Origin of the sequence: Telluria sp. B2, from assembly GCF_051789535.1 — a bacterium.
Taxonomy (GTDB): Bacteria; Pseudomonadota; Gammaproteobacteria; order Burkholderiales; family Burkholderiaceae_D; genus Telluria.
The window spans coordinates 983,198-1,008,344 of record NZ_CP196525.1 but is presented as its reverse complement, the minus strand read 5'-3'; the positions used below and the strand labels follow the sequence as shown (position 1 = coordinate 1,008,344).

Here is a 25,147-nt window from a genome sequence, read left to right as displayed (position 1 = left end):
GTGCCTTCGGCGAATTCGTCGCGGGTATAATCCGGAGGATGAACGCGCCCGTCCCCACCCATCGTCCCATCCAGCAACTGCCCGACCAGCTGATCTCGCAGATCGCCGCTGGCGAAGTCGTCGAACGGCCTTCCGCCGTCGTGAAGGAACTGCTGGAAAATGCGCTGGACGCCGGCGCCACCCAGATCACGGTCCGCCTCGAGGAAGGCGGCGTCAAGCGCATCGCGATCACCGACAACGGCCGCGGCATCGAGCCCGACCAGATGCCGCTCGCCCTGGCGCGCCATGCGACCTCGAAAATCGCCTCGCTGACCGACCTGGAAAACGTGTCGACCCTGGGTTTTCGCGGCGAGGCGCTGGCCTCGATCGCCTCGGTGGCGGCGGTGTCGATCACCTCGCGCACCAAGGACGCCCCGCACGCCTGGGAAATCGTCGGCTCGCACCTGGGCCAGGTCGTGCCCTCCTCCGGCCCGGTCGGCACCACGATCGACGTGCAGGACCTGTATTTCAACACCCCGGCACGCCGCAAGTTCCTGAAGTCCGAACAGACGGAATACGGCCACTGCGCCGAGGTCGTGCGACGCATCGCGCTGGCGCGTCCGGACGTGGCTTTCAGCCTGACGCACAACGGCCGCACCATCGACCACTGGAACGTGTGCGAGATGGCGAGACGAAGCAGCCAGATCCTGGGCAGCGATTTCGCCGAAGCCCGTCTGCCGATCGACGAATCGGCAGGCCCCCTGCGCCTGCACGGCTACGTCGGCTTGCCGACCGCATCGAAGGCCCGCGCCGACGGCCAGTTCTTCTACGTCAACGGCCGCTTTGTCCGCGACAAGCTGCTGGTGCACGCGGTGCGCGCGGCCTACCAGGATGTGCTGCACGGCGACCGCTTCCCCTCGTATGTGCTGGCGCTCGAGCTCGATCCGGCGCTGGTCGACGTCAACGTGCACCCGTCCAAGATCGAAGTGCGCTTCCGCGACAGCCGCGCCGTGCACCAGTTCGTCTTCCACGCGGTGCAGCGCACGCTGGCGCAGACCTCGGCCACCGCCCACGGCAGCGTGCCGGCGCCGCTGACGGCCGCCGAGATCGCGCCCTCGCCTTCGCTTTCCAGCTGGCGCCGTCCGCATGAGCAGACCTCGTTCGGCACGCAACTGTCGCCGACCTTCTCGCCTTCGCCCTACCCGCCGGGCAGCCGCTGGGATGCCCCTGCCGGCCAGGGCGGCGTGGCCCAGAGCACCGCGAACTACGGCGCGCTGTTCGCCGACGCCCCCGATCGTAGCAACAGCAGCAACGGCAGCGCCGCATCGGCCCCGATTGCGCCGATGCCCGCCACCTCGCCCGCGCCGACCAACGACGACTTCCCGCTCGGCTTCGCGCTGGCCCAGCTGCACGGCATCTACATCCTGGCCCAGAACACCCGTGGCCTGGTGCTGGTCGACATGCATGCGGCGCACGAGCGCATCCTGTACGAGCAGCTGAAGAACGCGCTCGACGCCCAGGTCGAGGGCCAGGACATGCAGGTGCAGCAGCTCCTGATCCCGGTGACCTTCTTTGCCGACGCCATCGAGGTCGGCACCGCCGTCGAGAACCAGGAGACGCTGAAGGCGCTCGGCTTCGACATCGCCGCGATCTCGCCGACCACGCTGGCCGTGCGCGCCGTGCCGACCCTGCTGAAGAACGCCGACGCCCAGACCCTGGCGCGCGACGTGCTGCGCGACGTGCGCGAATTCGGCGGCTCGCGCGTGCTGATCGAGCGCCGCAACGAACTGCTGGGGACGCTCGCTTGCCACACGGCGGTGCGCGCCAACCGTATCCTCACGATTCCCGAAATGAACGCGCTGCTGCGCCAGATGGAGAGCACCGAGCGCGCCGACCAGTGCAACCACGGCCGCCCCACCTGGGTGCAGCTCGAAATCTCGGCCCTCGACAAACTGTTCCTGCGCGGGCAATAGGTTTTACATTACATGCAAGAGAAATTCGATAGCGCCCGGCCGCTGGCCGTGGCGATCATGGGCCCGACCGCGTCGGGCAAGACCGCGGCGGCGCTCGCCATCGCGCGCGAGCGTCCGGTCGAGATCATCTCGGTCGACTCCGCCCTGGTGTACCGCGAGATGGACATTGGCACCGCGAAACCGAGCGCCGAGGAATTGGCCGCCGTGCCGCACCACCTGATCGACATCATCGACCCGCTCGACGCCTATTCGGTGATGCAGTTCCGTAACGATACGCTGCGCCTGGTTGCCGAGATCAGCGCGCGCGGCAAGCTGCCGCTGCTGGTGGGCGGCACGATGATGTACTTCAAGGGCCTGACCGACGGCCTGGACGACCTGCCCACCGCCGATGCCGCCGTGCGCGCTCGCATCGACGAAGAAGCTGCGCGCATCGGCTGGCCAGGCATGCACGCGAAGCTGCGCGAACTCGACCCGGTGACCGCCGATCGCCTGGCGCCGAACGATGCCCAGCGCATCAACCGCGCGCTCGAGATCATCGAACTGTCCGGCAAACCGATGTCGGAACTGCTGGCGCGCCGCGAAAAGCCCGCGCTGCCGTTCAAGCTGGTCTCGTTCGCGCTGGAGACGCCGGACCGCAGCGTGCTGCACAAGCGGATCGCGCTGCGCTTCGACCAGATGCTGGGCGAGTCCGACGACACAGGCATCGTGGCGGAGGTGGCGCGTTTGCGCGCGCGCGGCGACCTGTCGCCGAACCTGCCCTCGATGCGCTGCGTCGGCTACCGCCAGAGCTGGGACTACCTGGACGGCAGGATCGACCGCGCGGGGCTGCGCGAAACCGGCATCATCGCTACGCGCCAGCTGGCCAAGCGCCAGTTGACCTGGCTGCGTTCGATGCCGGACCGGATCGTCGTCGATTTCCTCGGACGCGACCCGGCCGGCGAGATCCTGCGCCACCTGGATGGCTTGCCTGAATAGCACTGCAGCAAAAAAGCCGCTTGATTGAAGGCAGTAGCCTTGACAGCACAGCCGCCGCCTTGGATAATGTCGTTCGCTTTGGTGATATAGCTCAGCTGGTTAGAGCACAGCACTCATAATGCTGGGGTCGGTGGTTCAAGTCCACCTATCACCACCAGGAATTCAGACGAATGGCTTGGCTCATGCGAGACAAGCCATTTTGTTTTACCCCGTTTCGGTGATATAGCTCAGCTGGTTAGAGCACAGCACTCATAATGCTGGGGTCGGTGGTTCAAGTCCACCTATCACCACCAAAACATGTTGTACGAAAAGCCCGCTGCTTCGCAAGAACCAGCGGGCTTTTTTGTTTCCGGCGTTCGTTCCTTTACACGTCCGCGTTTTCGTCGAGTTCGAATTCGCCGCGACCGAACGCCTCGATCACCGACTGCGCCTGCTGCAGGTAAGTCGCCGGCACCAGGATGCGTACGCCACCCAAAGCCGGCGCCAGCAGCAGGTCGGTCTGCATCAGGTGGGCATCGGCCAGCACGGCCGGAATGCCGGACGCTTCCAGGCAGCCCTGCATCAGGGCCGCTTCCATCGGAACGAGATAACGCGCGACGATGAACAGGTCGCGTCCGGGTATCGCCTCGATTTCCGGGTGCGCGGCAAGCCACGCGTCCAGCGCTTGTTCCATTGCTTTCCCCTGCCGTTGATGGATGAGCCAATAGTACTACCGCCGCATCGGGCATGACGCCGCATTGGCCACAGATTTCGGGCTTATTGCAGCATACCCGGCAGCGAGGACAGCAGATACAGGGTGACGCCGATCAGGCCGCCCACCACGGTGCCGTTGATGCGGATGAATTGCAGGTCCTTGCCGATATTCAGTTCGATCTGTTCCGACATCTCGCCGCTGTCCCAGTTTTTCACGGTGTCGGCGATATGGCGGGTCAGGAAGACCGCGAATTCGGGCGCGGCTGCGCGTGCGGCCAGTTCCAGGTTCTCGTTCAGGGACTGGCGCAGTTGCGGGTCCTCGGCCAGGGTCTGCCCCAGCCAGGCGCCGGTCGCTTCGATCCGTCCGCGCAGCATCGAGTCTTTGCCCTGCAAGTCCTGTTTCATCCAGTCGCGCAAGTCGTTCCAGAGCGATGCCAGATAAGTATTCAGGGCTTCATCGTTCAGCAGATAGTTCTTGATTTCTTCGCTACGCGCGGCGAATGCCGGATCGGCTTTCAGGCGCTCGATGAATTCTTTCGTGAATACGTCGAACCGTTGGCGCAGCGGGTGCTCCGGGTCTTCGCTCACCTTGTTCAGGATGCCCGAGGCGAGGCGCACCGCGATATCGGCGCCTTTACGCCCGATCAGTTCCGAGGGCAGCATGCGCTCGATGAAGGCGTATTCGTCCTTCAGCCAGTCGACGATGCCCTGCGAGATATACGATTGTGTTTCCTCGTTATCCAGCAGCTTCGCGAGCTGGTGGATGCCTTCGTTCAGCAGTTCCTGGTGCCGCCCTCCCCGCGTCAGGCTTTCCAGGATGGTGCCGGCCGACTTCGACAAATCGACACTCTTCACCATCGAATGCACGGCCTTGCGCAGGAAATTCTGCACCGCCGCGTCTTCGGTGAAGTCGAGCATCCAGGAGGCGAGTTTCACCAGATATTCGCCCATGCGGCCGGTATTGGCCGGCTTGACCAGCCAATCGGCGACTTTCTGCGCCGGATCGTGCTTGCGGATCAGGCCGACGATCGATTCGGTATCGAGGAATTTTTCGCGCACGAAGAGCGCGAGGTTATCGGCGATCTTGACCTTGTTTTGCGGGATGATTTCGGTATGGCGCGAGACGATCGGGATCGGAATACGCCTGAACAGCGCCACCACGGCGAACCAGTCGGCCAGGGCGCCGACCATCGCCGCCTCGGAAAAAGCCTTCAATAAGCCGGTCCACCAGTTCTGTGGCAGGAAAAAACTCAGCACGAACAGGGCGGCCGCGCCGATGAAGAACGACAGGGCCAGCCGTTTCGATTGTTCGAGTTCGTGTTCTTTCGTCATCGGGCTACGGTGAAAATCTCTACCGTAATCCTATATGACCCCGGCGCTTCGCAGCGTTTCGATTGCGTCCAGGCGCCAGCCCCAGTCGGCCAGCACCGCGGCGCTGTGCTGGCCCGGCCTTGCGGCTGCTGCGCCTGCCTCGGACGCCGTACGGCTGAAACGCGGGGCCGGCGCCGGCTGGGTCACGCCGTCGATCTCCACAAACGCCGAGCGTGCGCGGTTGTGCGGGTGTTGCGGGGCTTCCGCCATGTCGAGCACGGGAGCGACGCAGGCGTCGGTCCCTTCCAGCAGCGCGCACCAGTCGTCGCGTGTGCGGGTGGCGAAGAGGGCCGCGAATTTTTCCTTCAGTTGCGGCCAGCGCGACTGGCTCCACTGTTTCGTGAACTCGGGGTCGCTGGCGCCGCTCAGGTCCAGCAGCTGGGCGTAGAACTGCGGCTCGATCGCGCCCACCGACAGGTATTTGCCGTCCAGGCAGGCATAGGTATCGTAGAACGGGGCGCCGCCGTCGAGCATGTTGGCTTCGCGCCGGTCGCTCCAGGAACCGAAGGCGCGCAGGCCATACATCATCGCGCCCAGCAGCGCCGAGCCGTCGGTCATGGCCGCATCCACGACCTGGCCCCGGCCCGAGCTGCGCGCTTCCAGGGCCGCGCAGACCACGCCGAAGGCCAGCATCATGGCGCCGCCGCCGAAGTCGCCGACCAGGTTCAGGGGCGGACTCGGCGGGGTGCCGGCGCGCCCCATGGCGTGCAGCATGCCGGACAGGGCGATGTAGTTCAGGTCGTGGCCGGCGCTTTGGGCCAGGGGACCGGTCTGGCCCCAGCCGGTGATGCGGCCGTAGACGAGTTTCGGGTTGCGCTCCAGGCAGGCGTCCGGGCCGAGGCCGAGGCGTTCCATCACGCCGGGGCGGAAGCCTTCGATCAGGATGTCGGCCTGCTCGACCAGTTGCAGCACCACGGCCTTGGCCTGCGGGTGCTTCAGGTCGAGCGCCAGCGAGCGGCGGCCGCGCGCCATGACGTCGAATTTGGTGCCGAGCATGGGGAAAGGGTTGTCGGCGCCGGGTCTGGTCTTGCGGTCGATGCGGATCACCTCGGCGCCCATGTCGGCCAGCATCATGGCGGCGAAGGGACAGGGGCCGATGCCGACCATTTCGATGACTTTGATTCCTTTGAGCGGACCGGGCATTAATGAATCCTCCAGCTTAGGCAAGGTGAGACCGCGTGGGTTCGAGAACCCACCCTACGATCATTTTCGGCTGATCACGCGCTGCACAGCGTGGACTCGGGAGTCCACCCTACGAAAATCCACACCCTTTACAAGGAGCGGGCGACGATCTCTTTCATGATCTCGTTGGCGCCGCCGTAGATGCGCTGGACGCGGGCGTCGACGTACATCTGGGCGATCGGGTATTCGAGCATGTAGCCGTAGCCGCCGAAGAGCTGGACGCACTGGTCGACCACCTTGCACTGCAGGTCCGAGATCCAGTACTTCGCCATCGAGGCGCGCACGGTATCCATGCGACCAGCCAGCATGTCTTCGATGCAGCGGTCGATGAAGATGCGCGCCACCGTGGCCTCGGTCTTGATCTCGGCCAGCACGAAGCGGGTGTTCTGCATCTCGATCAGCGCCTGGCCGAAGGCCTTGCGTTCCTTCGCATGCTCGACCGTCAGGTGCAGGGCGCGCTCGATGGCGGCGACGCCGGCCACACCGATGATGGTGCGTTCATACGGCAGCTCGGTCATCAATTGGGCGAAGCCCCTGCCCTCTTCGCCTCCCAGCACGTTCGCCAGCGACACGTGGGCATCGTCGAAGAACAGCTCGCAGGTGTCCTGGCCCTTCTGCCCCACCTTCTCGAGGATGCGGCCGACGCGAAAGCCAGGGTTATCCCGGGTTTCCAGCAGCATCAGCGAAATGCCTTTGGCGCCGGCGGAGGGATCGGTCTTGGCCACCACCAGGATCAGGTCGGCCAGGTAGCCGTTCGAGATGAAGGTCTTGGAGCCGTTCAGGCGGTAGCCGGCCTCGCTGCGCGCGGCCGTGGTGCGGATCCCCTTCAGGTCGGAACCTGCGCCCGGTTCCGACATGGCGATCGCCGCGACCATCTCGCCGCTGGCGAGCTTCGGCAGGTAATGGCGCTTCTGCTCCTCGGTGCCCTGGTTCAGCAGGTAGTGCGCGACGATGGCGTGCACGTGCAGGCCGAATGCCATGTCGCCGGCATAGCCGAGTTCCTCGAACACCACGGCCATGTGGGCGAAGCTGCCGCCCGCGCCGCCGTATTCCTCGGGGATGTCGGCGGCGAGCAGGCCCATCTCGCCAGCCTTGTGCCAGAGGTCGCGGTCGACGTGCTGCTGCGCGCGCCAGCGCTCGCCGTGCGGGGCGATCTCGCTGGCGACGAAACGGCGTACGGCGTCGCGGAAGGATTCCAGTTCCGGATTGCTCCAGGATGGGGTCATCAACTCCATCGCTGCCTCCTCAGCCTGCGCGGTACATGGTGACGACGCAGGCACCGCCGAGGCCCAGGTTGTGCTGCAGCGCCGTGCGTGCGCCCTCGACCTGGCGCGCGCCGGCCGTGCCGCGCAGCTGGTGGGTCAGCTCGAAGCATTGTGCCAGGCCCGTCGCGCCCAGCGGGTGGCCTTTCGAGAGCAGGCCGCCGGAGGGATTGGTGACGACCTTGCCGCTGTAGGTGTTGTCGCCATCGAGGATAAACTTGTCGGCGCCGCCTTCCGGGCACAGGCCCAGGGCTTCATAGGTGATGAGTTCGTTGTGGGCGAAGCAGTCGTGCAGCTCGACCACGTCGAGTTCCTCCGGGCCGATGCCGGCCTGCTCGTAGACCTTGGCGGCGGCTTCGCGGCTCATCTCGTAGCCGACCAGGCGCATCATGTCGTTCGCATCGAAGGTGCTGGGGCGGTCGGTGGTCATCGCCTGGGCCGCGATGTGCACGTCCGCGCGCAGGCCGCGCTTCCTGGCGAATTCCTCGGACACCAGCACGGCGGCGGCCGCGCCGCAGGTCGGAGGGCAGGCCATCAGGCGCGTCATCACGCCCGGCCAGATCGCCGGCGCGTCCAGCACGTCCTGGGCCGAGACTTCCTTGCGGAACAGCGCCAGCGGATTGTTCACGGCGTGGCGGCTGGCCTTGGCGCGGATGCGGGCAAAGGCTTCGAGCGGCGTGCCGTATTTTTCCATGTGCGCCAGACCCGCGCCGCCGAAGTAGCGCAGCGCCAGCGGGATCTCGGGCTTGCCGACCAGGCGGTCGGTCACGGCGTCGAAGTCGTCGAAGGGCGCGGGGCGGTCGGTGAACACCGAGCCGAGGGCGCCAGGGCTCATCTGTTCGAAGCCGAGCACCAGTACGCATTCGGCCGCGCCGCTGGCGATGGCCTGGCGCGCCAGGAACAGGGCCGTGGAGCCGGTCGAGCAGTTGTTGTTGACGTTGACGATGGGGATACCGGTCATGCCGACGCCGTACAGCGCTTTCTGGCCGCAGGTCGAGTCGCCGTAGACGTAGCCGGCATAGGCCTGCTCGATGTCGGCGTAGGCGACACCTGCATCCTGCAGCGCGGAGCGGGCGGCGTCCGCGCCCATCTCGTGGTAGGGCGCCGACGCGCCGGGCTTGGCGAACGGGATCATCCCGACGCCGGTAACGAATACCTTGCGGCTCATGTTGTCTCCTGTGTGAGTTGGCGGCTTGATGACCGCTTTTTTCATTCGATTATAGACAGAGTCGGTCGCGCCGGATGAACTCTGCGGTCGAGGCCCTGCTCTATTTTTTCGACAACGTTGCGGCTTCGTCGCTTATACTGGATCGATTTCACTTTGATAAGGAGCTGTACTGCATGCATCATGAACTCAGTCTGATCACCACCATTGCCGCCGCGCTGGGCTTCGGCCTCATTTTCGGGATGATCGCCATTCGCCTGAAACTGCCTGCGCTGGTCGGCTATCTCGCCGCCGGCGTCCTGATCGGCCCCGCCACGCCTGGTTTCGTGGCCGACGTGTCGCTGGCATCGCAATTGGCCGAGATCGGTGTGATGCTGCTGATGTTCGGAGTAGGCCTGCACTTCTCGCTGAAGGACCTGCTCGATGTGCGCAGGATCGCCCTGCCCGGCGCCATCCTGCAGATCGCGGTGGCTACCGCGATGGGCATCGGGATGACCCACCTGTGGGGCTGGAGCCTGGGCGCGGGCTTGGTGTTCGGCCTGGCGCTGTCGGTGGCCAGCACCGTGGTGCTGCTGCGCGCACTGGAAAGCCGCGGCGTGCTCGATTCGATGAACGGGCGCATCGCGGTCGGCTGGCTGGTGGTCGAGGACCTGGTGACCGTCCTGGTACTGGTGCTGCTGCCGGCATTGGCCGGCCCCCTCGGCGGCAAGGGCGCCGGCGGTGACGACTCGCTGTGGATGGCACTGGGCAAGACCCTGCTGCAGGTGGGCGCCTTCGTCGCCTTCATGCTGCTGGTCGGACGCAAGCTCTTCCCCTGGTTCCTGTGGCGCGTGGCAAAGACCAATTCGCGCGAACTGTTCACGTTGTCCGTGATCGCCGCGGCAGTCGGCATCGCCTACGGCTCCTCGCACCTGTTCGGCGTTTCCTTTGCGCTGGGCGCCTTCTTCGCCGGCATGGTGCTGCGCGAATCGGAACTCTCGCACCGCGCCGCCGAAGAGTCGCTGCCGCTGCGCGACGCATTCTCGGTGCTGTTCTTCGTCTCGGTCGGCATGCTGTTCGACCCGATGGTGCTGATTGAAGAGCCGCTGCACGTGCTGGCCGTGGTCGCCGTCATCATCTTCGGCAAGTCGATCGCCGCGATGGCGCTGGTGCTGGCGCTGCGCTATCCGTTGAATACCGCGATCACGGTCTCGGCCAGCCTGGCGCAGATCGGGGAATTCTCCTTCATCCTGGCGGCGCTCGGCATTTCGCTGGAACTCATGCCGCCGGAGGGCCAGAGCCTGATCCTGGCCGGCGCGATCATCTCGATCGCCGTCAACCCGCTGCTGTTCACGGCCATCGAGCCGCTGCAGCGCTGGCTGCGCAAGAACTCGGACCTGGTGCGCAAGCTCGAAAGCTCGCCCGATCCGCTGGCCGAGCTGCCGATGAGCGTGCCGCACGAGCGCCTCACCGGCCAGGTGGTGCTGGTCGGCTACGGCCGCGTGGGGCGGCGCATCGCCGACGCCCTCAAGGCCCAGGGCGTGTACTACGTGGTCGCGGAGCAGAACCGCGAGATCGTCGAGGCGCTGCGCCGCCGCGACCAGCCGGCCGTGGTCGGCGATGCATCCGAGCCGGCGGTGCTGATCCAGGCGCACATCGCGCGCGCCGCGGTGCTGGTGATCGCCACTCCCGACACCTTCCATGTGCGCACCATGATCGAGACGGCCAAGGCCCTCAACCCGGGCATCCGCTGCGTCGTGCGCACCCATAACGAGCAGGAAGCCGAGCTGCTGCGCGAGGATACCGGCGGCAAGGTCTTCCTCGGGGAACACGAGCTGGCCGGCAGCATGACGCGCTACGTGCTCGATACCTTGAAGGAGGCGCAGCACGCGCATTGAACGGGAACGCGGCCGGCGACGAATTGACGGAGACATCCGGCCGCGCAGCTACCAGTAGGGTGGGCACTCCGTGCCCACGCGTTTACGTGTTCAAGCTTGCACCAGCGGCGCTGACAAGTCGCCCGCCGGCTTCTCTGGAGTTATCGGAAGACGCCAACCGGACTTCCCGTCGTCGGACACACCGCGGGCGACAAGTCGCTGCAATCGATTGCCGGATACGTGCGTAACACGTGGGCACGGAGTGCCCACCCTACGTTCGCGCTGACCTCATCGTTCAGGGTAGCGGATCAATCAGGCGCCAAACAAGAATGCCCGCTGGCGCATCGCGCACAGCGGGCATTTTTCATCCGGCGCCGCAGCGCCAGTCAAGCCCGATCTCAGGCAGCAACCATCTCGCCGGTCTCCGCGCACAGCTTCAGGTTGGCGTGGCGCGGGGCGAACTGCAGCAGTTCCTTGCGCTCTTCCAGCAGCGCGAACACGGCGTCCTTCGACAGCACGTACTGGTCGAGCAGCGTGTCCTTGATCGACTCGATCATGGCGCGGTAGTCGCGCATCGCGCCCAGCGTGTAGCTGTAGAGCTCATCGGCCTTCTCTTCCATCTGGCGCAGCGTGTGCTCGCCGCTGGCGTCGTTCTGCAACTGGCTGTAGTCGATCTTCGAGCGCGAGTACATCGACAGGCGGTTGACCATCAGGTTGAGCATCTTCGTGACTTTTTCGATGTCGTTCTGGGCGCCGACCGAGATGCCGCGCGCGCCGTAGAACAGCTCCTCTGCCGCCATGCCGCCGTACAGGCCGATGACGTCGCGCTCGAGCTCTTCCAGCGTGCGCAGCGACATGTCGTCACCCGACTGCAGCACATAGCCCAGGGCGCCGATCTTCGACACGGCCTCGGTGCTGATCTTCAGCAGGTGCGACTTTTCCTTCACTTCGTCCAGGCTCAGGCCGGCGCGCAGCCAAGGGTCGATCTGCATGAAGAAGTGACCCAGCTCGTGCAGGGCAATGCGCTCGCGCTGCTTGTGCTTCTCGGCGGTGGTGGCGCGGTCGGTCAGGCCGATCGTGGCGCGCTCGTAGGCGCGGAACAGCAGGTCGGTGTTGATGATCGCCTTTTCCTGGATCGAGATCATCGATGCGCGCTCGACCACGGTTTCCAGCAGCGCCGGGCTCAGGTTCTGGGTGATTTCCGCGACCTGGTCCAGGTCGAGGTCGTCCCAAGCGACCAGGCCTTCTTTTTTACGCGACAGGAAGCTCTTCAGCAGTTCGCGGCGCTCGTTCTTGTTCGGCAGGCGGAAGTTGATCTTCACCGAGAAGCGGCGCAGCATCGCTTCGTCCATCTCGGTCGAGGCGTCGTCGAAGTTCGAGGCGACGACCCAGATCACGCCCTGGCCCTTGTCGCTCTTCACGCCGTCCAGCAGGCCCAGCAGGGTGTTGGCGGTGTCGTCTTCCCATTTCTTTTCGCTGCGGCCGCGCGGCATGAACAGGCTCTGGGCTTCATCCAGAAAGATGATGCACTTGCCCTTGGCGCAGGCCTTGCGGTACAGGGCGTTCAGGGCCTTCGAGCCGCCGCCGACGTAGCCCGATTCCAGCGCCGAACCCGAGGCCGAGATCAGCGGCATGTCGAGGCGCTTGGCCAGGTAACCCACCAGCTTGGTCTTGCCGGTGCCGGCAGGCCCGGTCAGCATCACGTTGAAGGGCTTGTCGATGTTGTGCGACTGGTATTCCTCGCGGTTGCGGATCATGTCTTCCAGGTGCAGCACTTCCTGCTTGATGTCTTCCATGCCGATCAGGTCGTCCATGCTGCCCTTGAGCTTGTCCGGGGTGATCATGGTCGAGCTCGCGCCCATGCCCGGGATGCCGAATTTCAGGCTGTAGACGATCAGCAGGATCAGGACGATCTCGAAGGCGTGACGCTTGACGAAGTCGAGGCTGTCCGAGCCGAAGCTGCCGCCTTCGTCGAGCACGGCCTTGTGCGAGGCCAGGAAGTCATCCTTGGCGATCGAATACGGAATCGCGTTCTTGAGCAGCACTTCGCGTTCCAGGCTCAGGTGCGAGGTGCTCGGCACCTTGACCACGTGCAGTTCGGGCGCGCCCTTGAACTTGAACACGTAGCGCGGCGATTCGGACAGCGGCTTGGCCACCATCAGGAAGTCGAGCTTGTCCTTCTGCGCGGCCAGGCGCGTGATTTCGGAGATGTCCTGCGAATGAACGACCGGGCTCGGATCCTGTGGCTTGTCGGCCGACCAGATCGCCACACCGGCTATCGCTCCAAGCAACACGGCGGCGGCAATGCGCACATAGATGTTCTTGAAGGCGATCTGGAGACGGGCAAAGTTGGGCATTATCGGTACTCTACAAATGTATGGTGCGCGTGATGCAACAGTGCAAAAACGGAGGTGGCCTTCCGGGTCGCGCTTGTCGGAACGGCGGCGGCTTGGGAAGTCCGCGAGGGGTCGAACAAGTGCTTGTTCGACATCGATTTGATGCCCGAAGGCAATGGGATAGGAAGACTATACCCCTAAAAAAAACAGAGATGTATACGCCTGGCTTAAAATATTTTGATCGGCGTCATAGCTAGAAAACCTGACAATCAAAACTGTTGCAAGCCTGTCAAAGAAAACAGCAATCCGTCTATCAAAACAGGAAATACCTTAATTCTGTTTCAACAAAGTGCTGTCCAATCCTTGCTCGTTTGATATGCGCCTGCTCGATGCCTGTCGCATTTCTTTAACATGGCATGAACGGTTGCGAACGGGGCTTCCAACTCGCAACAGCCCCGCCCCGGCTTCCGTTCTTGGCGTACACGCAACGCGAAATAAGTACGAAATGACGCGAAGCGCGCCGCGCTTTTTGCTATGCTTTTCGTGGACCGGATGGCGTCGATGGCGCTGGCTGTGTCGTGTTGATACGGCGTTTGTACCCAGCAATATCTGCAAGGAAGGGAACAATCGTGAACAGATTTTTACTCGCAGTAGCGCTTGGTCTGGTCGTGGGTGGTGCGGCGCAAGCGGCCGTGATCGACCTCTCCCCCCCCACAGCCGATGACGCGGTGCAAGCCCAGCCGCGTATCGTCGTCCCTGCCGTTGCGCCCAGTCCCGACCTGGTTACCGTGCACATGTCGGAGCTGCCGGAACCCGAAGTGTTTGCCATGATGCTGGTCGGCCTGGTCCTGCTCGGCTACCGGGCACGTCGGGACAGCAACGAAAAATTCAAGTAGCGCGGCTCACGTCGGCCGGCGCCGCAACGCGCCGCCGGCGCGGATGTACCGATGTGGCGGAACGCCGCGCTTTGGGTGCTGCAGTGCAGACGCCGCAGTTCAGGCGTTGCGCTTCAGGCGCCGCGGGGCGCCGGCGCAGGCTCGCTGCACAGCGCATACAGTTTGCACAAGGTATTCCAGTTGCGCGACGTCGTCGCGTCTCCCAGCTGCTTGCCGAGCGCCGCCGCCGCGGCGCTGTCGAGCACGCCATCAGGACACCAGACATAGGCCGCGCGCTGGCCGAGCGCCAGCGCCCCATCTCCCCAGTCGCGCTCGCACAGCGGCGCCAGGGCCTCGCGCGCGGCGGCGTCGGGCAGCAGGAATACCAGCAGGCGCGCGTGGTCGGTCCCGACCGGCAACAGGGAGTTTTCCGCCAGCACCGCCGCCAGGTCTTCGCTCGCGAGCACCATCACGCGCGCCGCGACGCCCAGCTTGAGCACCAGCCCTTCCTCGATGGCCGCGGCGGCCATGCCGGGGTCGATCCCGTCGGCGCTGAACACGATGTTGCCGCTGTTGAGGACGCTGCGCACGTCGGCATAGCCGAGGTCTTCGATCAGTTTGCACAGGTCGGCCATGGCCACGCGCTTGGCGCGGCCCACGTTCACGCCGCGCAGCAGGGCAATGTAGCGTTGGTTCGTCATGCGGCCATGTTACCGCCCAAGCGGGTGGGCGGCGACCTGTTTACTTGATGGGGCTGTCTTACTTGGAGCCTGTCCCGGTAGACGGGAGGAAGCTCATGGCGATGCATGGCAAATGTGGGCAAGGCGCGAGGAGGCCGCGTGGCGAGCCACGCAACGACGAGCAACGCCGCCCACGCTTGCCAGGCGCGGCAGGAGCGACTCCTGACTGCCGGGATAGGCTCTAAATTAGGCCCTCTTCGCGCATGGCCTGCTGCACGGCCGGACGCTGGGCGACGCGCGCACGGAAGGCCTGCAGCTGCGGCCAGTCGGCCAGGCTGAACTTCAGGAAGTCGGTCCAGCCCAGCACGGTGAACAGGTAGGCGTCGGCCACGCCGAACTGGCTGCCTGCGAGGAATTCGCGGCCTTCCAGGTGGCGCGCGACGTGGTCGAAACGCAGCGCCAGCATCTTGCGTGCGCGCTCGCGCATGTCGTCGGTCGAGTCCGGCTTGAACAGCGGGCTGAAGTTCTTGTGCAGTTCGGTCGAAATGTAGTTCAGCCAGCCCAGGGCCTGGTAGCGTTCGACGCTGCCCACGGGCGGCAGCAGGCCGGCTTGTGGCGCGATATCGGCCAGGTACTGGACGATTGCCGGGCCTTCGGTCAGCACGGTGCCATTGTCCAGTTCGAGCGCCGGCACGTATCCATTCGGATTGATGCTGCGGAAGTCCGCGCCGCCAGCCGTGAGCTTCTTGCCGAGGTCGACGCGCTCGGCGCTGAAGGCCAGCCCTGCTTCGAGCAGGACGATGTGCGGAGACAGCGAGCAGGCGCCGGGGCTGAAGTACAGTTTCATGGAGTGTCCTTTGTAGAGGGAAAAACAAGCACGGCGAGAATACCGCAATCGGCTGGTACCTGCTTGGGGCCGCTCAACTTGCCCCGGTCAGCTGGATCGGGAAGCGATGGACGAAAACCGGCCTGCCCGGGCGGGCACCGGAAGTACGACAGGAAGGGAATGCCGCAGCGCGGCAGGGGGGATGCGGGAGGGAAAGGGCAGCGTACGCGGCGTGTCAGGACGCCGCGCAGCTGCCCCGCATGGCCGATGGCACGGCAGTCAGGGCTGCCATGCCGCCGGCATCAGTGCGCATAGTTACCAGACGACGAAGAAGCTTCGTTGTTCTGCGATTGCTGCTGGGTTTGCTGCTGTTGCTGCTGTTGCTGCTGGGCTGCTGCCGCGGCGGCCTGGGCTGCCTTCTCTTCTGGCTTCGGACGGCCCTGGGCGTCGGACAGGCGGTACTTGGTGCGGCGGTCGCCCATCAGGTCACGCAGGTCGCGGATGCTCATGCCGGTCACTTCGTGCATGCGGATCAGCAGCGAAGCGCCGACCGGCAGGCGGTGGTGGCGAATCTTGCTGATGACAGGCGGGGCCACCTCGAGCATGCGCGACAGCGCAGCGTCGTTCTTCAGCTGCATCTTGCCAAGCAGGATGTCGAGCAGGTGGTTGGGGTTGTAGCTTTCCTGTGAAGACAAAGCATGATGTGCCATGATTTTTACCTCGTGAGTGTGGTTTAAAATAGTTCCGTTACGAACTTTGTTAAAGACTACCTTTCGTCAACATAAGTTCCCGAACACGCTCTTGAGCCATCGATTAGACAAGTCTGCAGAACAAGTCTGAATTCCCGCTTAAGAACATGCCGGCGTGCATGCGCTCTGCTTAACACTCCCCTAAACGCACTTGTCTTTCAAACAAATTATCAGACTCATACGGTGTCATGACATCCGTCCTGAGCACATGACTCATTGTTGGAAATCAAGCTATCGTGTGGAAAGCTTGTCACATAAGCATTTCAACACATGGGGATTATTTGTGGCGCACGCAAGAGATTTCTCCCATTAATTTGTGTGAAAGAATTTGCAGCGAAGGTATTGATTTACAACAGGAAATATCTTGAGCAAAGTCAGACGCTGCCTTGCGCCCAGCCGTTTGATGAAAATTCGTAATTTAACAATCTGAATAAATTGGCAATGCAATTAGCGTGAGCAATAAGTAATTCTTAGTAGCATTAATTCAGCCTGTTCCGTACGCCGGTTTTTGGTCGCGAACAGGGATTTACGGTAAACTGGCTTGACGCTTTGTCAAAGCGTGAGCATTCCTTACAACGAAGCATTCCATGCAGAAAAAAGTATTCATCAAGACCTTCGGCTGCCAGATGAACGAGTACGACTCGGACAAGATGGCGGACGTGCTCGGCGCGTCCGATGGTCTGGTTCGCACCGACAAACCCGAAGACGCGGACGTCATTCTCTTCAACACCTGCTCGGTGCGCGAAAAAGCGCAGGAAAAAGTATTTTCCGACCTGGGCCGCCTGCGCGAACTGAAGCGCGAGCGTCCCGACCTGATCATCGGCGTGGGCGGCTGCGTGGCCTCGCAGGAAGGTGAAGCCATCGTCAAGCGCGCGCCCCACGTCGACATGGTGTTCGGCCCGCAGACCCTGCACCGCTTGCCGCAGATGATCCGCGAACGTCGCAGCAGTGGCGCCGCCCAGGTCGATATCAGCTTCCCGGAAATCGAGAAGTTCGACCACCTGCCCCCGGCCAAGGTCGAAGGCCCCGTCGCCTACGTCTCGATCATGGAAGGCTGCAGCAAGTACTGCAGCTATTGCGTCGTGCCTTATACCCGCGGCGAGGAAGTCTCGCGCCGCTTCGAGGACGTGCTGACCGAAGTCGCCGGCCTGGCCGCGCAAGGCGTCAAGGAAATCATGCTGCTGGGGCAGAACGTGAACGCCTATCGCGGCGTCATGGAAGGCGGGGAAGTGGCCGACTTTGCGCTCCTGCTCGAATACATCGCCGACATTCCCGGCATCGAGCGCCTGCGCTTCGTCACCAGCCACCCGAAGGAATTCACCCAGCGCCTGATCGACGCCTACGCCAAGATCCCGCAACTGGTGAACCACCTCTACCTGCCGGTGCAGCACGGTTCCGACCGCATCCTGCAGGCCATGAAGCGCGGCTACACCGGCCTCGAATACAAGTCGATCATCCGCCGCATCCGCGCAGTACGCCCGGACATCGCGATCTCCTCGGACTTCATCGTCGGCTTCCCCGGCGAAACCGACGCCGATTTCGAGGCCATGATGAAGCTGGTGGAAGACGTCGGCTTCGACAACAGTTTCAGCTTCATCTTCAGCAAGCGTCCGGGCACCCCGGCCGCCAACCTGGAAGACGACACCCCGCACGAGGTCAAGCTGGCGCGCCTGCAGCGCCTGCAGGCCCTGATCGATGCCAACACCCGCAAGTTCAGCGCGGCGATGGTCGGCACGGTCCAGCGCATCCTGGTCGAGGGGCCGTCCAAGAAAGACCCGAACGAACTGCAGGGCCGCACCGAAAGCAACCGGGTGGTCATTTTCGCCCCGGGCACTGCAGGCGACGCGCTGATCGGCCAGCTGGTCGACGTGCGCGTCACCGAGAGCCTGGATTATTCCCTGCGCGGCGAACTCGTCGCCAATCTCGATACGATTGCCAAAGCCAGTTGAAAACACATACGCCTACCCAGCCGTCGTACTTCATCCCCGAGCCGCTCGATAACACGCGGCTCGCCCACCTGTGCGGTCCGCTCGACGAGAACCTGCGCCAGATCTCCGCGGCGCTCGACGTGACCATCTTCCGCCGCGGCGAGAAGTTCATCGTCAGCGGCGCCAATGCCGACCGCGCGGTCGAGCTGCTCGAGCGCTTCTACGCGGTGGCGAACAAGGTCGTGCCGATCGAGGAAGTGCAGCTGGCCCTGGTGGAACAGCGCGCCGGCCTGAAGCCGAAGATCGAGGGCGCCGAACCCGCCGGCCAGGCCGAGGAGGTGGACGAGGAGGAAGGGGAAGAAAACCCTGAACTCGTCAGCCCCACGCTCAAGACCCGCCGCAGCGACCTGCGCGGACGCACCCCGCACCAGATCCAGTACCTGCGCGCCGTGCTCGAGCACGACATCAGCTTCGGCATCGGTCCGGCCGGTACCGGCAAGACCTACCTGGCCGTGGCCTGCGCGGTCGACGCCCTCGAACGCGACGCCGTCAAGCGCATCATCCTGACCCGCCCGGCGGTGGAAGCCGGCGAGCGCCTGGGCTTTTTGCCCGGCGACATGAGCCAGAAGGTCGACCCCTACCTGCGTCCGCTCTACGACGCGCTGTATGACCTGCTCGGTTTTGATCGCACCCAGAAGCTGTTCGAGAAGCAGGTAATCGAGATCGCCCCGCTGGCCTACATGCGCGGGCGCACGCTGAACCACGCCTTCGTGATCCTGGACGAAGCCCAGAACACGACGGTCGAGCAGATGAAGATGTTCCTGACGCGTATCGGTTTCGGCAGCAAGGCCGTCGTCACCGGCGACGTCACCCAGGTCGACCTGCACAAGACCCAGCGCAGCGGCCTGGTCGACGCGATGCACGTGCTGAAGGATGTGCGCGGCATCGCCTTCACGCAATTTTCCAGCGCCGACGTGGTGCGCCATCCGCTGGTGGCGCGCATCGTCGACGCCTACGACAAGGCCAGCGCCGTCCAGGAAATGGGCGCACTGCCGAAAACCACGACTGCCCGAAATGCAAGAAAAAAATCATAAGCTCGAACTCGACGTCCAGTACCCGGACGCACGCCTGGAAACCACCATCACGCCGGAGATGGTGGAACGCTGGGTGCGCCCTGCCCTGCTGGGCCCGGCCGAACTGGCGATCCGCTTCGTCGACGCCGCCGAAGGCCAGACCCTGAACCGCGACTACCGCGGCAAGGACTACGCCACCAATGTACTGACCTTCGCCTACAACGAAGGCGAGGAACTGGCCGCCGACGAGCCGGTCCAGGCCGACATCGTGCTGTGCACCGACGTCCTGCAGCGCGAAGCCGAGGAACAGAAGAAGACGCTCGAGGAACATGCCGCCCACCTGGTGGTGCACGGCGTGCTGCACGCCCAGGGCTACGACCACGAGCACGACGAGGAAGCCGAGGAGATGGAACAGCTCGAGCGCGACATCATGGAAGCGCTGGGGTATCCGGATCCGTATGCCGACAACAACGGCTGATAGCAAGTAGGGTGGGCTCTTGAGCCCACGCGGGCTCACCATTAGCACTCCAGCGCATTGGGTTTCGTAGGGTGGGCTCCTGAGCCCACGCTGTCTCACCGCTCGACATTCAGCGCATCAACGCGGCAGCGTCGTGAACGCTGGCGTCTCCCTAATGCAAGCGATGAAACAGCGTGGACACGGGTGTCCACCCTACAAAAAACGCTGCGGCAAATTCGGCCGAGTGGCCAAATTTGCCTGCACAACACCTCTTTTACGCCTTCAACTGCTCCCCGATCGGCAGCTTGCGAATCCGCTTGCCGGTCGCCGCGAACACCGCATTGGTCAGCGCCGGCGCGATGCCGGCCGTGCCCGGCTCGCCGATGCCGCCCGGTTCGTCGCGGCTGTTGACGATGTGGACCTCCACCGCCGGCGCCTCGTGGATGCGCATCATGCGGTAGTCGCCGAAGTTCGACTGCTGCACGCGGCCGTTGGCCAGCGTGATCTCGTTCCACAGCGCCGCCGAGGCGCCGAACACGATGCCGCCTTCCATCTGCGCGATGATGCCGTCCGGATTGACCGCCTGGCCGCAATCGACCGCGCAGACCACGCGATGCACCTGCACGTCGCCTTCCGGCCCGACCGATACTTCCGCCACCTGGGCCATGTAGCTGCCGAAGGCGAACTGGGTCGACACGCCGCGCCCGACCTTGCGGCCCGCGATCGGCTTCAGTGGCTTGCCCCAGCCGGCCTTCTCGGCCGCCAGGTTGAGCACGCCCAGCGTGCGCGGCGATTTCTCGAGCAGCGTGCGGCGGAACACCACCGGATCCTGCTTGGCCGCCTGGGCCAGCTCGTCGATGAAGCTCTCGACCACGAACACGTTGTGGGTCGGGCCCACGCCGCGCCAGAAGGCGGTCGGCACGCCCGGCGGTTCGTGGCGCACGTACTCGACGCGCATGGCCGGGATCGCATACTGCAGGTCGGCCGCGCCCTCGACCGCGTCCGGGTCGACGCCGTTCTTCACCGCCGGCGGCGCGAAGCGCGCCATGATCGAGGAACCGGTCACGCGGTGGAACCAGGCCGCCGGGCGGCCCTTGTCGTCCAGGCGCGCCGACAGGCGGTCGACATAATAGGGACGATACATGTCGTGCTGGATGTCTTCCTCGCGGGTCCAGATGAACTTGATCGGTCCCTTGGCCAGCTTGGCGAAGGCCACCGCCTGGATCACGTAGTCGACCTCGAGACGGCGCCCGAAACCGCCGCCGATATAGTAATTGTGGACCTTGACCTTCTCGACCGGCAGACCGGCCGTCTTGGCCGCCGCGCCCTGCGCCAGCGCCGGCACCTGGGTGCCGACCCAGAGGTCGCAGCCGTCGGGACGCAGGTCCACCGTGCAGTTGATCGGCTCCATGGTCGCGTGCGCCAGGAAAGGCAGCTCGTAGACCGCGTCGATACGGCGTCCGCCCTTCTCTTCCAGCGCCTTCAGCGCATCGCCCTCGTTGCGCGCCACCGCGCCCTCGCCCTGCGAGACCTTCATCATGTCGGTGACGATGCCAGTGAGCGACACCTTGCCGTTCGGGCCATCGTCGAAACGCGGGGCCGCAGCAGCCAGGCCCTGCTTCGCGGCCCAGAAGTGGTCGGCCACCACCGCCACCGCGCCTTCCAGGCGCAGTACCTGGCGCACGCCCTTGACCGCCATCGCCTTCTGCTCGTCCAGCGCGACCAGCTTGCCGCCGGTGACAGGCGAGGCGGCCACGGCCGCGATGCCCATGTTCGGCAGGCGCGCGTCGATGCCGAACTGGGCCGTGCCATTCACCTTCGCCGGCGAATCCAGTCGTTTCATCGCCTTGCCGATCAGGACGAACTGTTCCGGGTCCTTCAGCTTGACGTTCTTCGGCAGCTCCATCTTCGAGGCCGCATCGACCAGCTCGCCGAAATGGGCCGAGCGGCCCGAGGCCTGGTGGCGCACGGTGCCCGCCACCACCTGCAGGTCGGCGGTATCGACGTTCCAGTTCTGGGCCGCGGCCGAGACCAGCACGCTGCGCACCATGGCGCCGGCTTCGCGCAGCGGCTTCCAGGCGCCGCGCACGGAAGTCGAGCCGCCGGTCACCTGGCCGCCCAGCAGGGGATCGGCATAGAGTTCGTTGTTGGCCGGCGCCTGCTCGAGCTTCACCTTCGACAGGTCGGCGCCCAGTTCTTCGGCCAGCAGCATCGGCATCGAGGTGAAGGTGCCCTGGCCCATCTCCACCTTGTGGATGACCAGGGTTACCAGGCCAGTGCGGTCGATGCGGATGAAGGCGTCGCGCGCCAGCCCGGGGGCGGTGTCGGAGTGCTCGGTGGATGCCTGGCCGACGGCCTTCTCGGGCGGCGGCTCCTTGCGGTCGTCTTCCTTGCTGCAGCCGAACAGCGAGAAACCGAACAGCAGGCCGCCGCCAGCGGTGGCGCCGAGCTGCATGAAACGGCGGCGCGACGGGGACACGTGTTGTTCTTCTTTGACTTGGCTCATGTGCGTCCTTCTTATTTGCTGGCGGCGATCTTGATCGCCTTGCGAATGCGTCCATAGGTGCCGCAGCGGCAGATATTGCCGGCCATGGCATTGTCGATATCGCTGTCGGAAGGCTTCGGCGTGGCCTGCAGCAGGGCCGTGGCCGACATGATCTGGCCCGACTGGCAGTAACCGCACTGCACCACGTCGATCTGGCGCCAGGCATCCTGCACCTTGGCGCCGACCGGGTCGTTGCCGATTGCCTCGATCGTGACGATCTTCTTGCCGACGGCGCTGGACACCGGCGTGACGCAGGAGCGGATCGCCTGGCCGTCGAGGTGGACGGTGCAGGCGCCGCACATGGCGACGCCGCAGCCGAATTTGGTGCCGGTCAGGCCGGCGACGTCGCGTAGCGCCCACAGCAGGGGCATGTCATCGGGGACGTCGAGGGTGGTGGTGGTGCCGTTGATGGTGAGGGCAGGCATTGGACGCTCCTTTTGCGTTCTAGACAATTACTATATGCCATTTTTATGCGCCGCGTCGCATTGCGCCTGGAGCGTTTGGCATCAGCCTCGGGGCAAGGCGCGTCGTCGCAGACAGTACGCCTGGTACGGCAAGACGATGCAACGCCGCCATGAGGCTGATGCCGGACGCGCTGCTTGCGCACGCCCGTGTAAAGATCGGTCACGGCCGCTTTTGGTGTATGCTTACGCCCATCGTAACAACGGCTTCACGCCAACTATGCCCGAGTATCCCAGTGACGTCCGATCGGACGCCAAACCCCACCGGTCGCTTTTCGAAAGACTGACCGCACTCATCTCCCCTGAGCCAGAAAATCGCACCGAGCTGCTCGAAGTGCTGCACGAAGCACACGAGCGCAACCTGATCGACGCCGACGCCCTGTCGATGATCGAAGGCGTGTTCCAGGTCTCCGACCTGTCGGCGCGCGACATCATGGTGCCGCGTTCGCAAATGGACGTGATCGACATCACGGACCCGATCGAGGAGTGGCTGCCGATCGTGCTGGAAACCCAGCACTCGCGTTTTCCCGCCATCGAAGGCGAACGCGACAAGGTAGTCGGCATCCTGCTGGCCAAGGACCTGCTGCGCTATTACACCGAGAAAACCTTCGACGTGCGCGCCATGTTGCGCCCGGCGATCTTCATCCCGGAATCGAAGCGGCTGAACGTGCTGCTGCGCGACTTCCGCGCCAACCACAACCACATGGCCATCGTCGTCGACGAGTACAGCGGCGTGGCCGGCCTGATCACCATCGAGGACGTGCTCGAGCAGATCGTCGGCGACATCGAGGACGAGTACGACTTCGACGAGGAAGAGGACAACGTCCTGTCGATCAAGGAAGGCCAGCATGGCCCGCGCTGGCGCGTCAAGGCGCTGACCGAGATCGACCAGTTCAACGAAGAGATCGGCGTCGACCTGCCCGAGGGCGAAGCCGACACCATCGGCGGCTTTGTCGCCAGCCACCTCGGGCGCATGCCGCACAAGGGTGAGGAATTCACCCTCGGCAACCTGCAATTCGAGGTGCTGCGCGCCGACGCGCGCCAGATCCACGTGCTGCTGGTCGAAAAACTGCCGCATACGCCGCGCGACAACGACAACGACGACGACTGATGCTGCTGCGTCGCCGTCCCACCCCTGCCGCTATCGATCCGGCCGCAGCTGCCGCCGCACGCGGCACGCGGCCGTCCGCGGCCGCCCTGGTGGCCGCCGCGCTCGCCGGCGGCGCGTCCCTGTTCTCCTTCGAGCCCTTCGGCTGGTGGCCGCTGCAGTTCCTGCTGCTGGCCTACCTCTTCTACCAGGTCGGCCTGGGCAGTTCGGTAAAACGGGCCATCCTGCTCGGCTGGGCCTTCGGCTTCGGCTGGTCGGTCGGCGCCATGTACTGGCTGTACACCATGATGACCCGCTTCGCCCACCTGCCCGCCGTCTTCGGCGTGCTCGGCGTGGTCCTGCTGGGTTTGTACATGGGCTTGTTCGGGGCCTTTGCCACCGGTGTCTCCGCCTGGCTGCGCCGGCGCTGGTCGCTGCCGGTGGCCGCCTTCCTGCTGCTGGTGCTGCCGGTGGCCTGGGGCGTGTCGGAATGGATGCGCGGCTGGGTGTTCACGGGCTTTCCCTGGGCGGTGTCGGGCTATGCCCACGACACCTCGCCGCTGGCCGGCTACGCGCCGCTGGTCGGCGTCTACGGGATCGGCGTGATCGTGGCGGTGGGCGCAGGCTGCCTGGTGATGCTGACCCAGCGCGCGCGCTGGCCCGCGATCGGCCTGTTCGCCGCCCTGCTGCTGGCAGGCGCCGGCCTGCGCGGCATCGAGTGGACGCAGGTGACGGGCGCGCCGCTGACCGTGCGCCTGCTGCAGGGGAATATTCCGCAGGACCGCAAGTTCGACTACGCCTTCCTCTCGAACATCCTGGAACGCTACCACGGCATGATCACGGCCAGCCCGGCCGACCTGATCGCCACGCCGGAAACCGCGATTCCCGTGTTCCGTCACCAGATCGACCCGAGCTACCTGGAGAGCCTGCAGCGCTTTTCCAGCACCAGCGGCAGTACCCTGGCCCTGGGCATGCCCCTGCTCGACGGCCCCTCGCAGTACGCCAACAGCGTGGTGACGGTCGCCCCGACGCCGCAAGCGCAGCCCTACCGCTATGACAAGGCCCACCTGGTGCCCTTCGGCGAATTCATTCCGCCGGGCTTCCGCTGGTTCACCGACATGATGGACATTCCGCTGAACGACGCCACGCGCGGCAAGGCCCTGCAGGCGCCGTTCGCGGTCAAGGACCAGCTGGTGCTGCCGAACATCTGCTACGAGGACGTGTTCGGCGAAGAAATCGCCTACCAACTGCGTGCGGCGCCACGCCCGGCGACCATGCTGCTGAATATGTCGAACCTGTCCTGGTACGGCCAGTCGAGCGCGGTACCCCAGCACCTGCAGATCTCGCGCATGCGCACGCTCGAGACCGGCCGCCCGATGCTGCGCTCGACCAACGACGGCGCCACCGCGGTGATCGACCACCGCGGCCAGGTTACCCACCTGCTGCCCTTCTACACCGAAGGCATGTTGACGGCGACCGTGCGCGGCACGACCGGCATGACGCCCTACATCCGCTTCGGCAACCTGGCCTTCCTGCTGCTCGGCGCACTGGCGCTGGCCGGCGCCTGGCTGGCCGGCCGAAATTACCGCAAGAAAAAGGCCAATCTCTCATAGTTGAGTCCAATCCGGTCCCAGAGGGCCGGGAAAACCCGCTAGAATTGGTCATTTGGCAAAC

General features: G+C 64.6%; 20 protein-coding genes and 2 tRNA genes. 11 read left to right on the top strand and 11 right to left on the bottom strand.

Annotated features, from left to right (window positions below; translation table 11 throughout):
- Nucleotides 1–38 precede the first annotated feature (38 nt).
- The 4 genes from mutL (at nt 39) to ACSUZJ_RS04575 (ending at nt 3,220) form a co-directional block, all read left to right on the top strand.
- The gene (gene mutL / locus ACSUZJ_RS04590) at nt 39–1,952 is read left to right on the top strand and encodes a DNA mismatch repair endonuclease MutL (RefSeq protein WP_499413713.1); all 1,914 of its coding nucleotides are present in this window, start codon (nt 39–41) and stop codon (nt 1,950–1,952) included.
- A gap of 12 nt (nt 1,953–1,964) precedes the next feature.
- Nucleotides 1,965–2,927 carry a tRNA (adenosine(37)-N6)-dimethylallyltransferase MiaA gene (gene miaA / locus ACSUZJ_RS04585; RefSeq protein WP_499413711.1) on the top strand — a complete coding sequence of 321 codons (963 nt, stop codon included), beginning with the start codon at nt 1,965–1,967 and terminating at the stop codon, nt 2,925–2,927.
- Between the two features lie 80 nt (nt 2,928–3,007).
- Nucleotides 3,008–3,084 (top strand) — tRNA-Met (locus ACSUZJ_RS04580).
- A 59-nt stretch (nt 3,085–3,143) separates the two neighbouring features.
- Nucleotides 3,144–3,220: transfer RNA gene (locus ACSUZJ_RS04575), tRNA-Met, on the top strand.
- Nucleotides 3,221–3,291: 71 nt separating this feature from the next.
- Here ACSUZJ_RS04575 and ACSUZJ_RS04570 read toward each other — a convergent pair.
- From ACSUZJ_RS04570 to ACSUZJ_RS04550, 5 genes are all read right to left on the bottom strand, one after another.
- Entirely contained in the window at nt 3,292–3,600 is a 309-nt protein-coding gene (locus tag ACSUZJ_RS04570; RefSeq protein WP_499413709.1) for a putative signal transducing protein, read from the bottom strand.
- 83 nt (nt 3,601–3,683) lie between these two features.
- Entirely contained in the window at nt 3,684–4,952 is a 1,269-nt protein-coding gene (locus ACSUZJ_RS04565) for a DUF445 domain-containing protein (protein ID WP_499413707.1), read from the bottom strand.
- Between the two features lie 30 nt (nt 4,953–4,982).
- Nucleotides 4,983–6,134 carry a CaiB/BaiF CoA transferase family protein gene (locus ACSUZJ_RS04560; RefSeq protein ID WP_499413705.1) on the bottom strand — a complete coding sequence of 384 codons (1,152 nt, stop codon included), beginning with the start codon at nt 6,132–6,134 and terminating at the stop codon, nt 4,983–4,985.
- 128 nt (nt 6,135–6,262) lie between these two features.
- Nucleotides 6,263–7,408 (bottom strand): acyl-CoA dehydrogenase family protein, encoded by a 1,146-nt coding sequence (locus ACSUZJ_RS04555; protein WP_499413703.1) that lies wholly within the window; start codon nt 7,406–7,408, stop codon nt 6,263–6,265.
- Nucleotides 7,409–7,418: 10 nt separating this feature from the next.
- Nucleotides 7,419–8,603, bottom strand: a complete 1,185-nt coding sequence (locus ACSUZJ_RS04550) for a lipid-transfer protein (protein WP_499413700.1) — start codon at nt 8,601–8,603, stop codon at nt 7,419–7,421.
- A gap of 173 nt (nt 8,604–8,776) precedes the next feature.
- Here ACSUZJ_RS04550 and ACSUZJ_RS04545 point away from each other — a divergent pair, with 173 nt between their 5' ends.
- A complete protein-coding gene (locus ACSUZJ_RS04545; protein ID WP_499413698.1) occupies nt 8,777–10,477 on the top strand; it encodes a cation:proton antiporter domain-containing protein in 1,701 nt (566 codons plus the stop codon).
- 377 nt (nt 10,478–10,854) lie between these two features.
- Here the strand turns inward: ACSUZJ_RS04545 and ACSUZJ_RS04540 are convergent, their stop codons facing one another.
- On the bottom strand, nt 10,855–12,813 hold the full coding sequence (locus tag ACSUZJ_RS04540) for an AAA family ATPase (RefSeq protein WP_499413696.1): 1,959 nt from the start codon (nt 12,811–12,813) through the stop codon (nt 10,855–10,857).
- Between the two features lie 608 nt (nt 12,814–13,421).
- Here ACSUZJ_RS04540 and ACSUZJ_RS04535 point away from each other — a divergent pair.
- Entirely contained in the window at nt 13,422–13,688 is a 267-nt protein-coding gene (locus ACSUZJ_RS04535; protein ID WP_499413694.1) for a hypothetical protein, read from the top strand.
- Nucleotides 13,689–13,801: 113 nt separating this feature from the next.
- Here the strand turns inward: ACSUZJ_RS04535 and ACSUZJ_RS04530 are convergent, their stop codons facing one another.
- The 3 genes from ACSUZJ_RS04530 to ACSUZJ_RS04520 form a co-directional block, all read right to left on the bottom strand.
- On the bottom strand, nt 13,802–14,368 hold the full coding sequence (locus tag ACSUZJ_RS04530) for a DUF1697 domain-containing protein (RefSeq protein WP_499413692.1): 567 nt from the start codon (nt 14,366–14,368) through the stop codon (nt 13,802–13,804).
- A 220-nt stretch (nt 14,369–14,588) separates the two neighbouring features.
- Nucleotides 14,589–15,194 carry a glutathione transferase GstA gene (gene gstA, locus ACSUZJ_RS04525; RefSeq protein ID WP_499413690.1) on the bottom strand — a complete coding sequence of 202 codons (606 nt, stop codon included), beginning with the start codon at nt 15,192–15,194 and terminating at the stop codon, nt 14,589–14,591.
- A 281-nt stretch (nt 15,195–15,475) separates the two neighbouring features.
- A complete protein-coding gene (locus ACSUZJ_RS04520; RefSeq protein WP_499413688.1) occupies nt 15,476–15,883 on the bottom strand; it encodes a hypothetical protein in 408 nt (135 codons plus the stop codon).
- Nucleotides 15,884–16,509: 626 nt separating this feature from the next.
- Between ACSUZJ_RS04520 and miaB the strand changes: the two genes are divergently transcribed.
- Genes miaB through ybeY form a run of 3 tightly spaced genes read left to right on the top strand, consistent with a single transcriptional unit; the run spans nt 16,510 to nt 19,401 of the window.
- Entirely contained in the window at nt 16,510–17,871 is a 1,362-nt protein-coding gene (gene miaB, locus ACSUZJ_RS04515) for a tRNA (N6-isopentenyl adenosine(37)-C2)-methylthiotransferase MiaB (protein ID WP_499413686.1), read from the top strand.
- Complete coding sequence (locus tag ACSUZJ_RS04510; RefSeq protein ID WP_499413684.1) at nt 17,868–18,944, top strand: PhoH family protein; 1,077 nt, start codon at nt 17,868–17,870, stop codon at nt 18,942–18,944. The genes miaB and ACSUZJ_RS04510 overlap by 4 nt, the downstream gene beginning before the upstream one ends.
- Nucleotides 18,925–19,401, top strand: coding sequence for an rRNA maturation RNase YbeY (ybeY, locus tag ACSUZJ_RS04505; protein ID WP_499413682.1), 477 nt, complete (start codon nt 18,925–18,927; stop codon nt 19,399–19,401). The genes ACSUZJ_RS04510 and ybeY overlap by 20 nt, the downstream gene beginning before the upstream one ends.
- 253 nt (nt 19,402–19,654) lie before the next feature.
- Here the strand turns inward: ybeY and ACSUZJ_RS04500 are convergent, their stop codons facing one another.
- Both ACSUZJ_RS04500 and ACSUZJ_RS04495 read right to left on the bottom strand, forming a co-directional pair.
- Nucleotides 19,655–21,886: a xanthine dehydrogenase family protein molybdopterin-binding subunit gene (locus ACSUZJ_RS04500; RefSeq protein ID WP_499413680.1), complete on the bottom strand. Its 2,232-nt coding sequence runs from the start codon at nt 21,884–21,886 to the stop codon at nt 19,655–19,657.
- Nucleotides 21,887–21,897: 11 nt separating this feature from the next.
- Nucleotides 21,898–22,350: a (2Fe-2S)-binding protein gene (locus ACSUZJ_RS04495; protein WP_499413678.1), complete on the bottom strand. Its 453-nt coding sequence runs from the start codon at nt 22,348–22,350 to the stop codon at nt 21,898–21,900.
- Nucleotides 22,351–22,606: 256 nt separating this feature from the next.
- Between ACSUZJ_RS04495 and ACSUZJ_RS04490 the strand changes: the two genes are divergently transcribed.
- Together ACSUZJ_RS04490 and lnt are read left to right on the top strand one after the other, a co-directional pair.
- Nucleotides 22,607–23,497 (top strand): CorC family transporter, encoded by an 891-nt coding sequence (locus ACSUZJ_RS04490; protein WP_499413676.1) that lies wholly within the window; start codon nt 22,607–22,609, stop codon nt 23,495–23,497.
- Nucleotides 23,497–25,086 carry an apolipoprotein N-acyltransferase gene (lnt, locus tag ACSUZJ_RS04485; RefSeq protein WP_499413674.1) on the top strand — a complete coding sequence of 530 codons (1,590 nt, stop codon included), beginning with the start codon at nt 23,497–23,499 and terminating at the stop codon, nt 25,084–25,086. The genes ACSUZJ_RS04490 and lnt overlap by 1 nt, the downstream gene beginning before the upstream one ends.
- Nucleotides 25,087–25,147: the final 61 nt, after the last annotated feature.

Coding starts and splice junctions, on each gene's coding strand:
- mutL (WP_499413713.1), top strand. CDS start 39: ATGAACGCGCCCGTCCCCACCCATCGTCCCATCCAGCAACTGCCCGAC.
- miaA (WP_499413711.1), top strand. CDS start 1,965: ATGCAAGAGAAATTCGATAGCGCCCGGCCGCTGGCCGTGGCGATCATG.
- gstA (WP_499413690.1), bottom strand. CDS start 15,194: ATGAAACTGTACTTCAGCCCCGGCGCCTGCTCGCTGTCTCCGCACATC.
- ACSUZJ_RS04520 (WP_499413688.1), bottom strand. CDS start 15,883: ATGGCACATCATGCTTTGTCTTCACAGGAAAGCTACAACCCCAACCAC.
- ACSUZJ_RS04500 (WP_499413680.1), bottom strand. CDS start 21,886: ATGAGCCAAGTCAAAGAAGAACAACACGTGTCCCCGTCGCGCCGCCGT.
- ybeY (WP_499413682.1), top strand. CDS start 18,925: ATGCAAGAAAAAAATCATAAGCTCGAACTCGACGTCCAGTACCCGGAC.
- miaB (WP_499413686.1), top strand. CDS start 16,510: ATGCAGAAAAAAGTATTCATCAAGACCTTCGGCTGCCAGATGAACGAG.
- ACSUZJ_RS04550 (WP_499413700.1), bottom strand. CDS start 8,603: ATGAGCCGCAAGGTATTCGTTACCGGCGTCGGGATGATCCCGTTCGCC.
- ACSUZJ_RS04540 (WP_499413696.1), bottom strand. CDS start 12,813: ATGCCCAACTTTGCCCGTCTCCAGATCGCCTTCAAGAACATCTATGTG.
- ACSUZJ_RS04570 (WP_499413709.1), bottom strand. CDS start 3,600: ATGGAACAAGCGCTGGACGCGTGGCTTGCCGCGCACCCGGAAATCGAG.
- ACSUZJ_RS04560 (WP_499413705.1), bottom strand. CDS start 6,134: ATGCCCGGTCCGCTCAAAGGAATCAAAGTCATCGAAATGGTCGGCATC.
- ACSUZJ_RS04530 (WP_499413692.1), bottom strand. CDS start 14,368: ATGACGAACCAACGCTACATTGCCCTGCTGCGCGGCGTGAACGTGGGC.
- lnt (WP_499413674.1), top strand. CDS start 23,497: ATGCTGCTGCGTCGCCGTCCCACCCCTGCCGCTATCGATCCGGCCGCA.
- ACSUZJ_RS04555 (WP_499413703.1), bottom strand. CDS start 7,408: ATGGAGTTGATGACCCCATCCTGGAGCAATCCGGAACTGGAATCCTTC.
- ACSUZJ_RS04495 (WP_499413678.1), bottom strand. CDS start 22,350: ATGCCTGCCCTCACCATCAACGGCACCACCACCACCCTCGACGTCCCC.
- ACSUZJ_RS04565 (WP_499413707.1), bottom strand. CDS start 4,952: ATGACGAAAGAACACGAACTCGAACAATCGAAACGGCTGGCCCTGTCG.
- ACSUZJ_RS04545 (WP_499413698.1), top strand. CDS start 8,777: ATGCATCATGAACTCAGTCTGATCACCACCATTGCCGCCGCGCTGGGC.
- ACSUZJ_RS04490 (WP_499413676.1), top strand. CDS start 22,607: ATGCCCGAGTATCCCAGTGACGTCCGATCGGACGCCAAACCCCACCGG.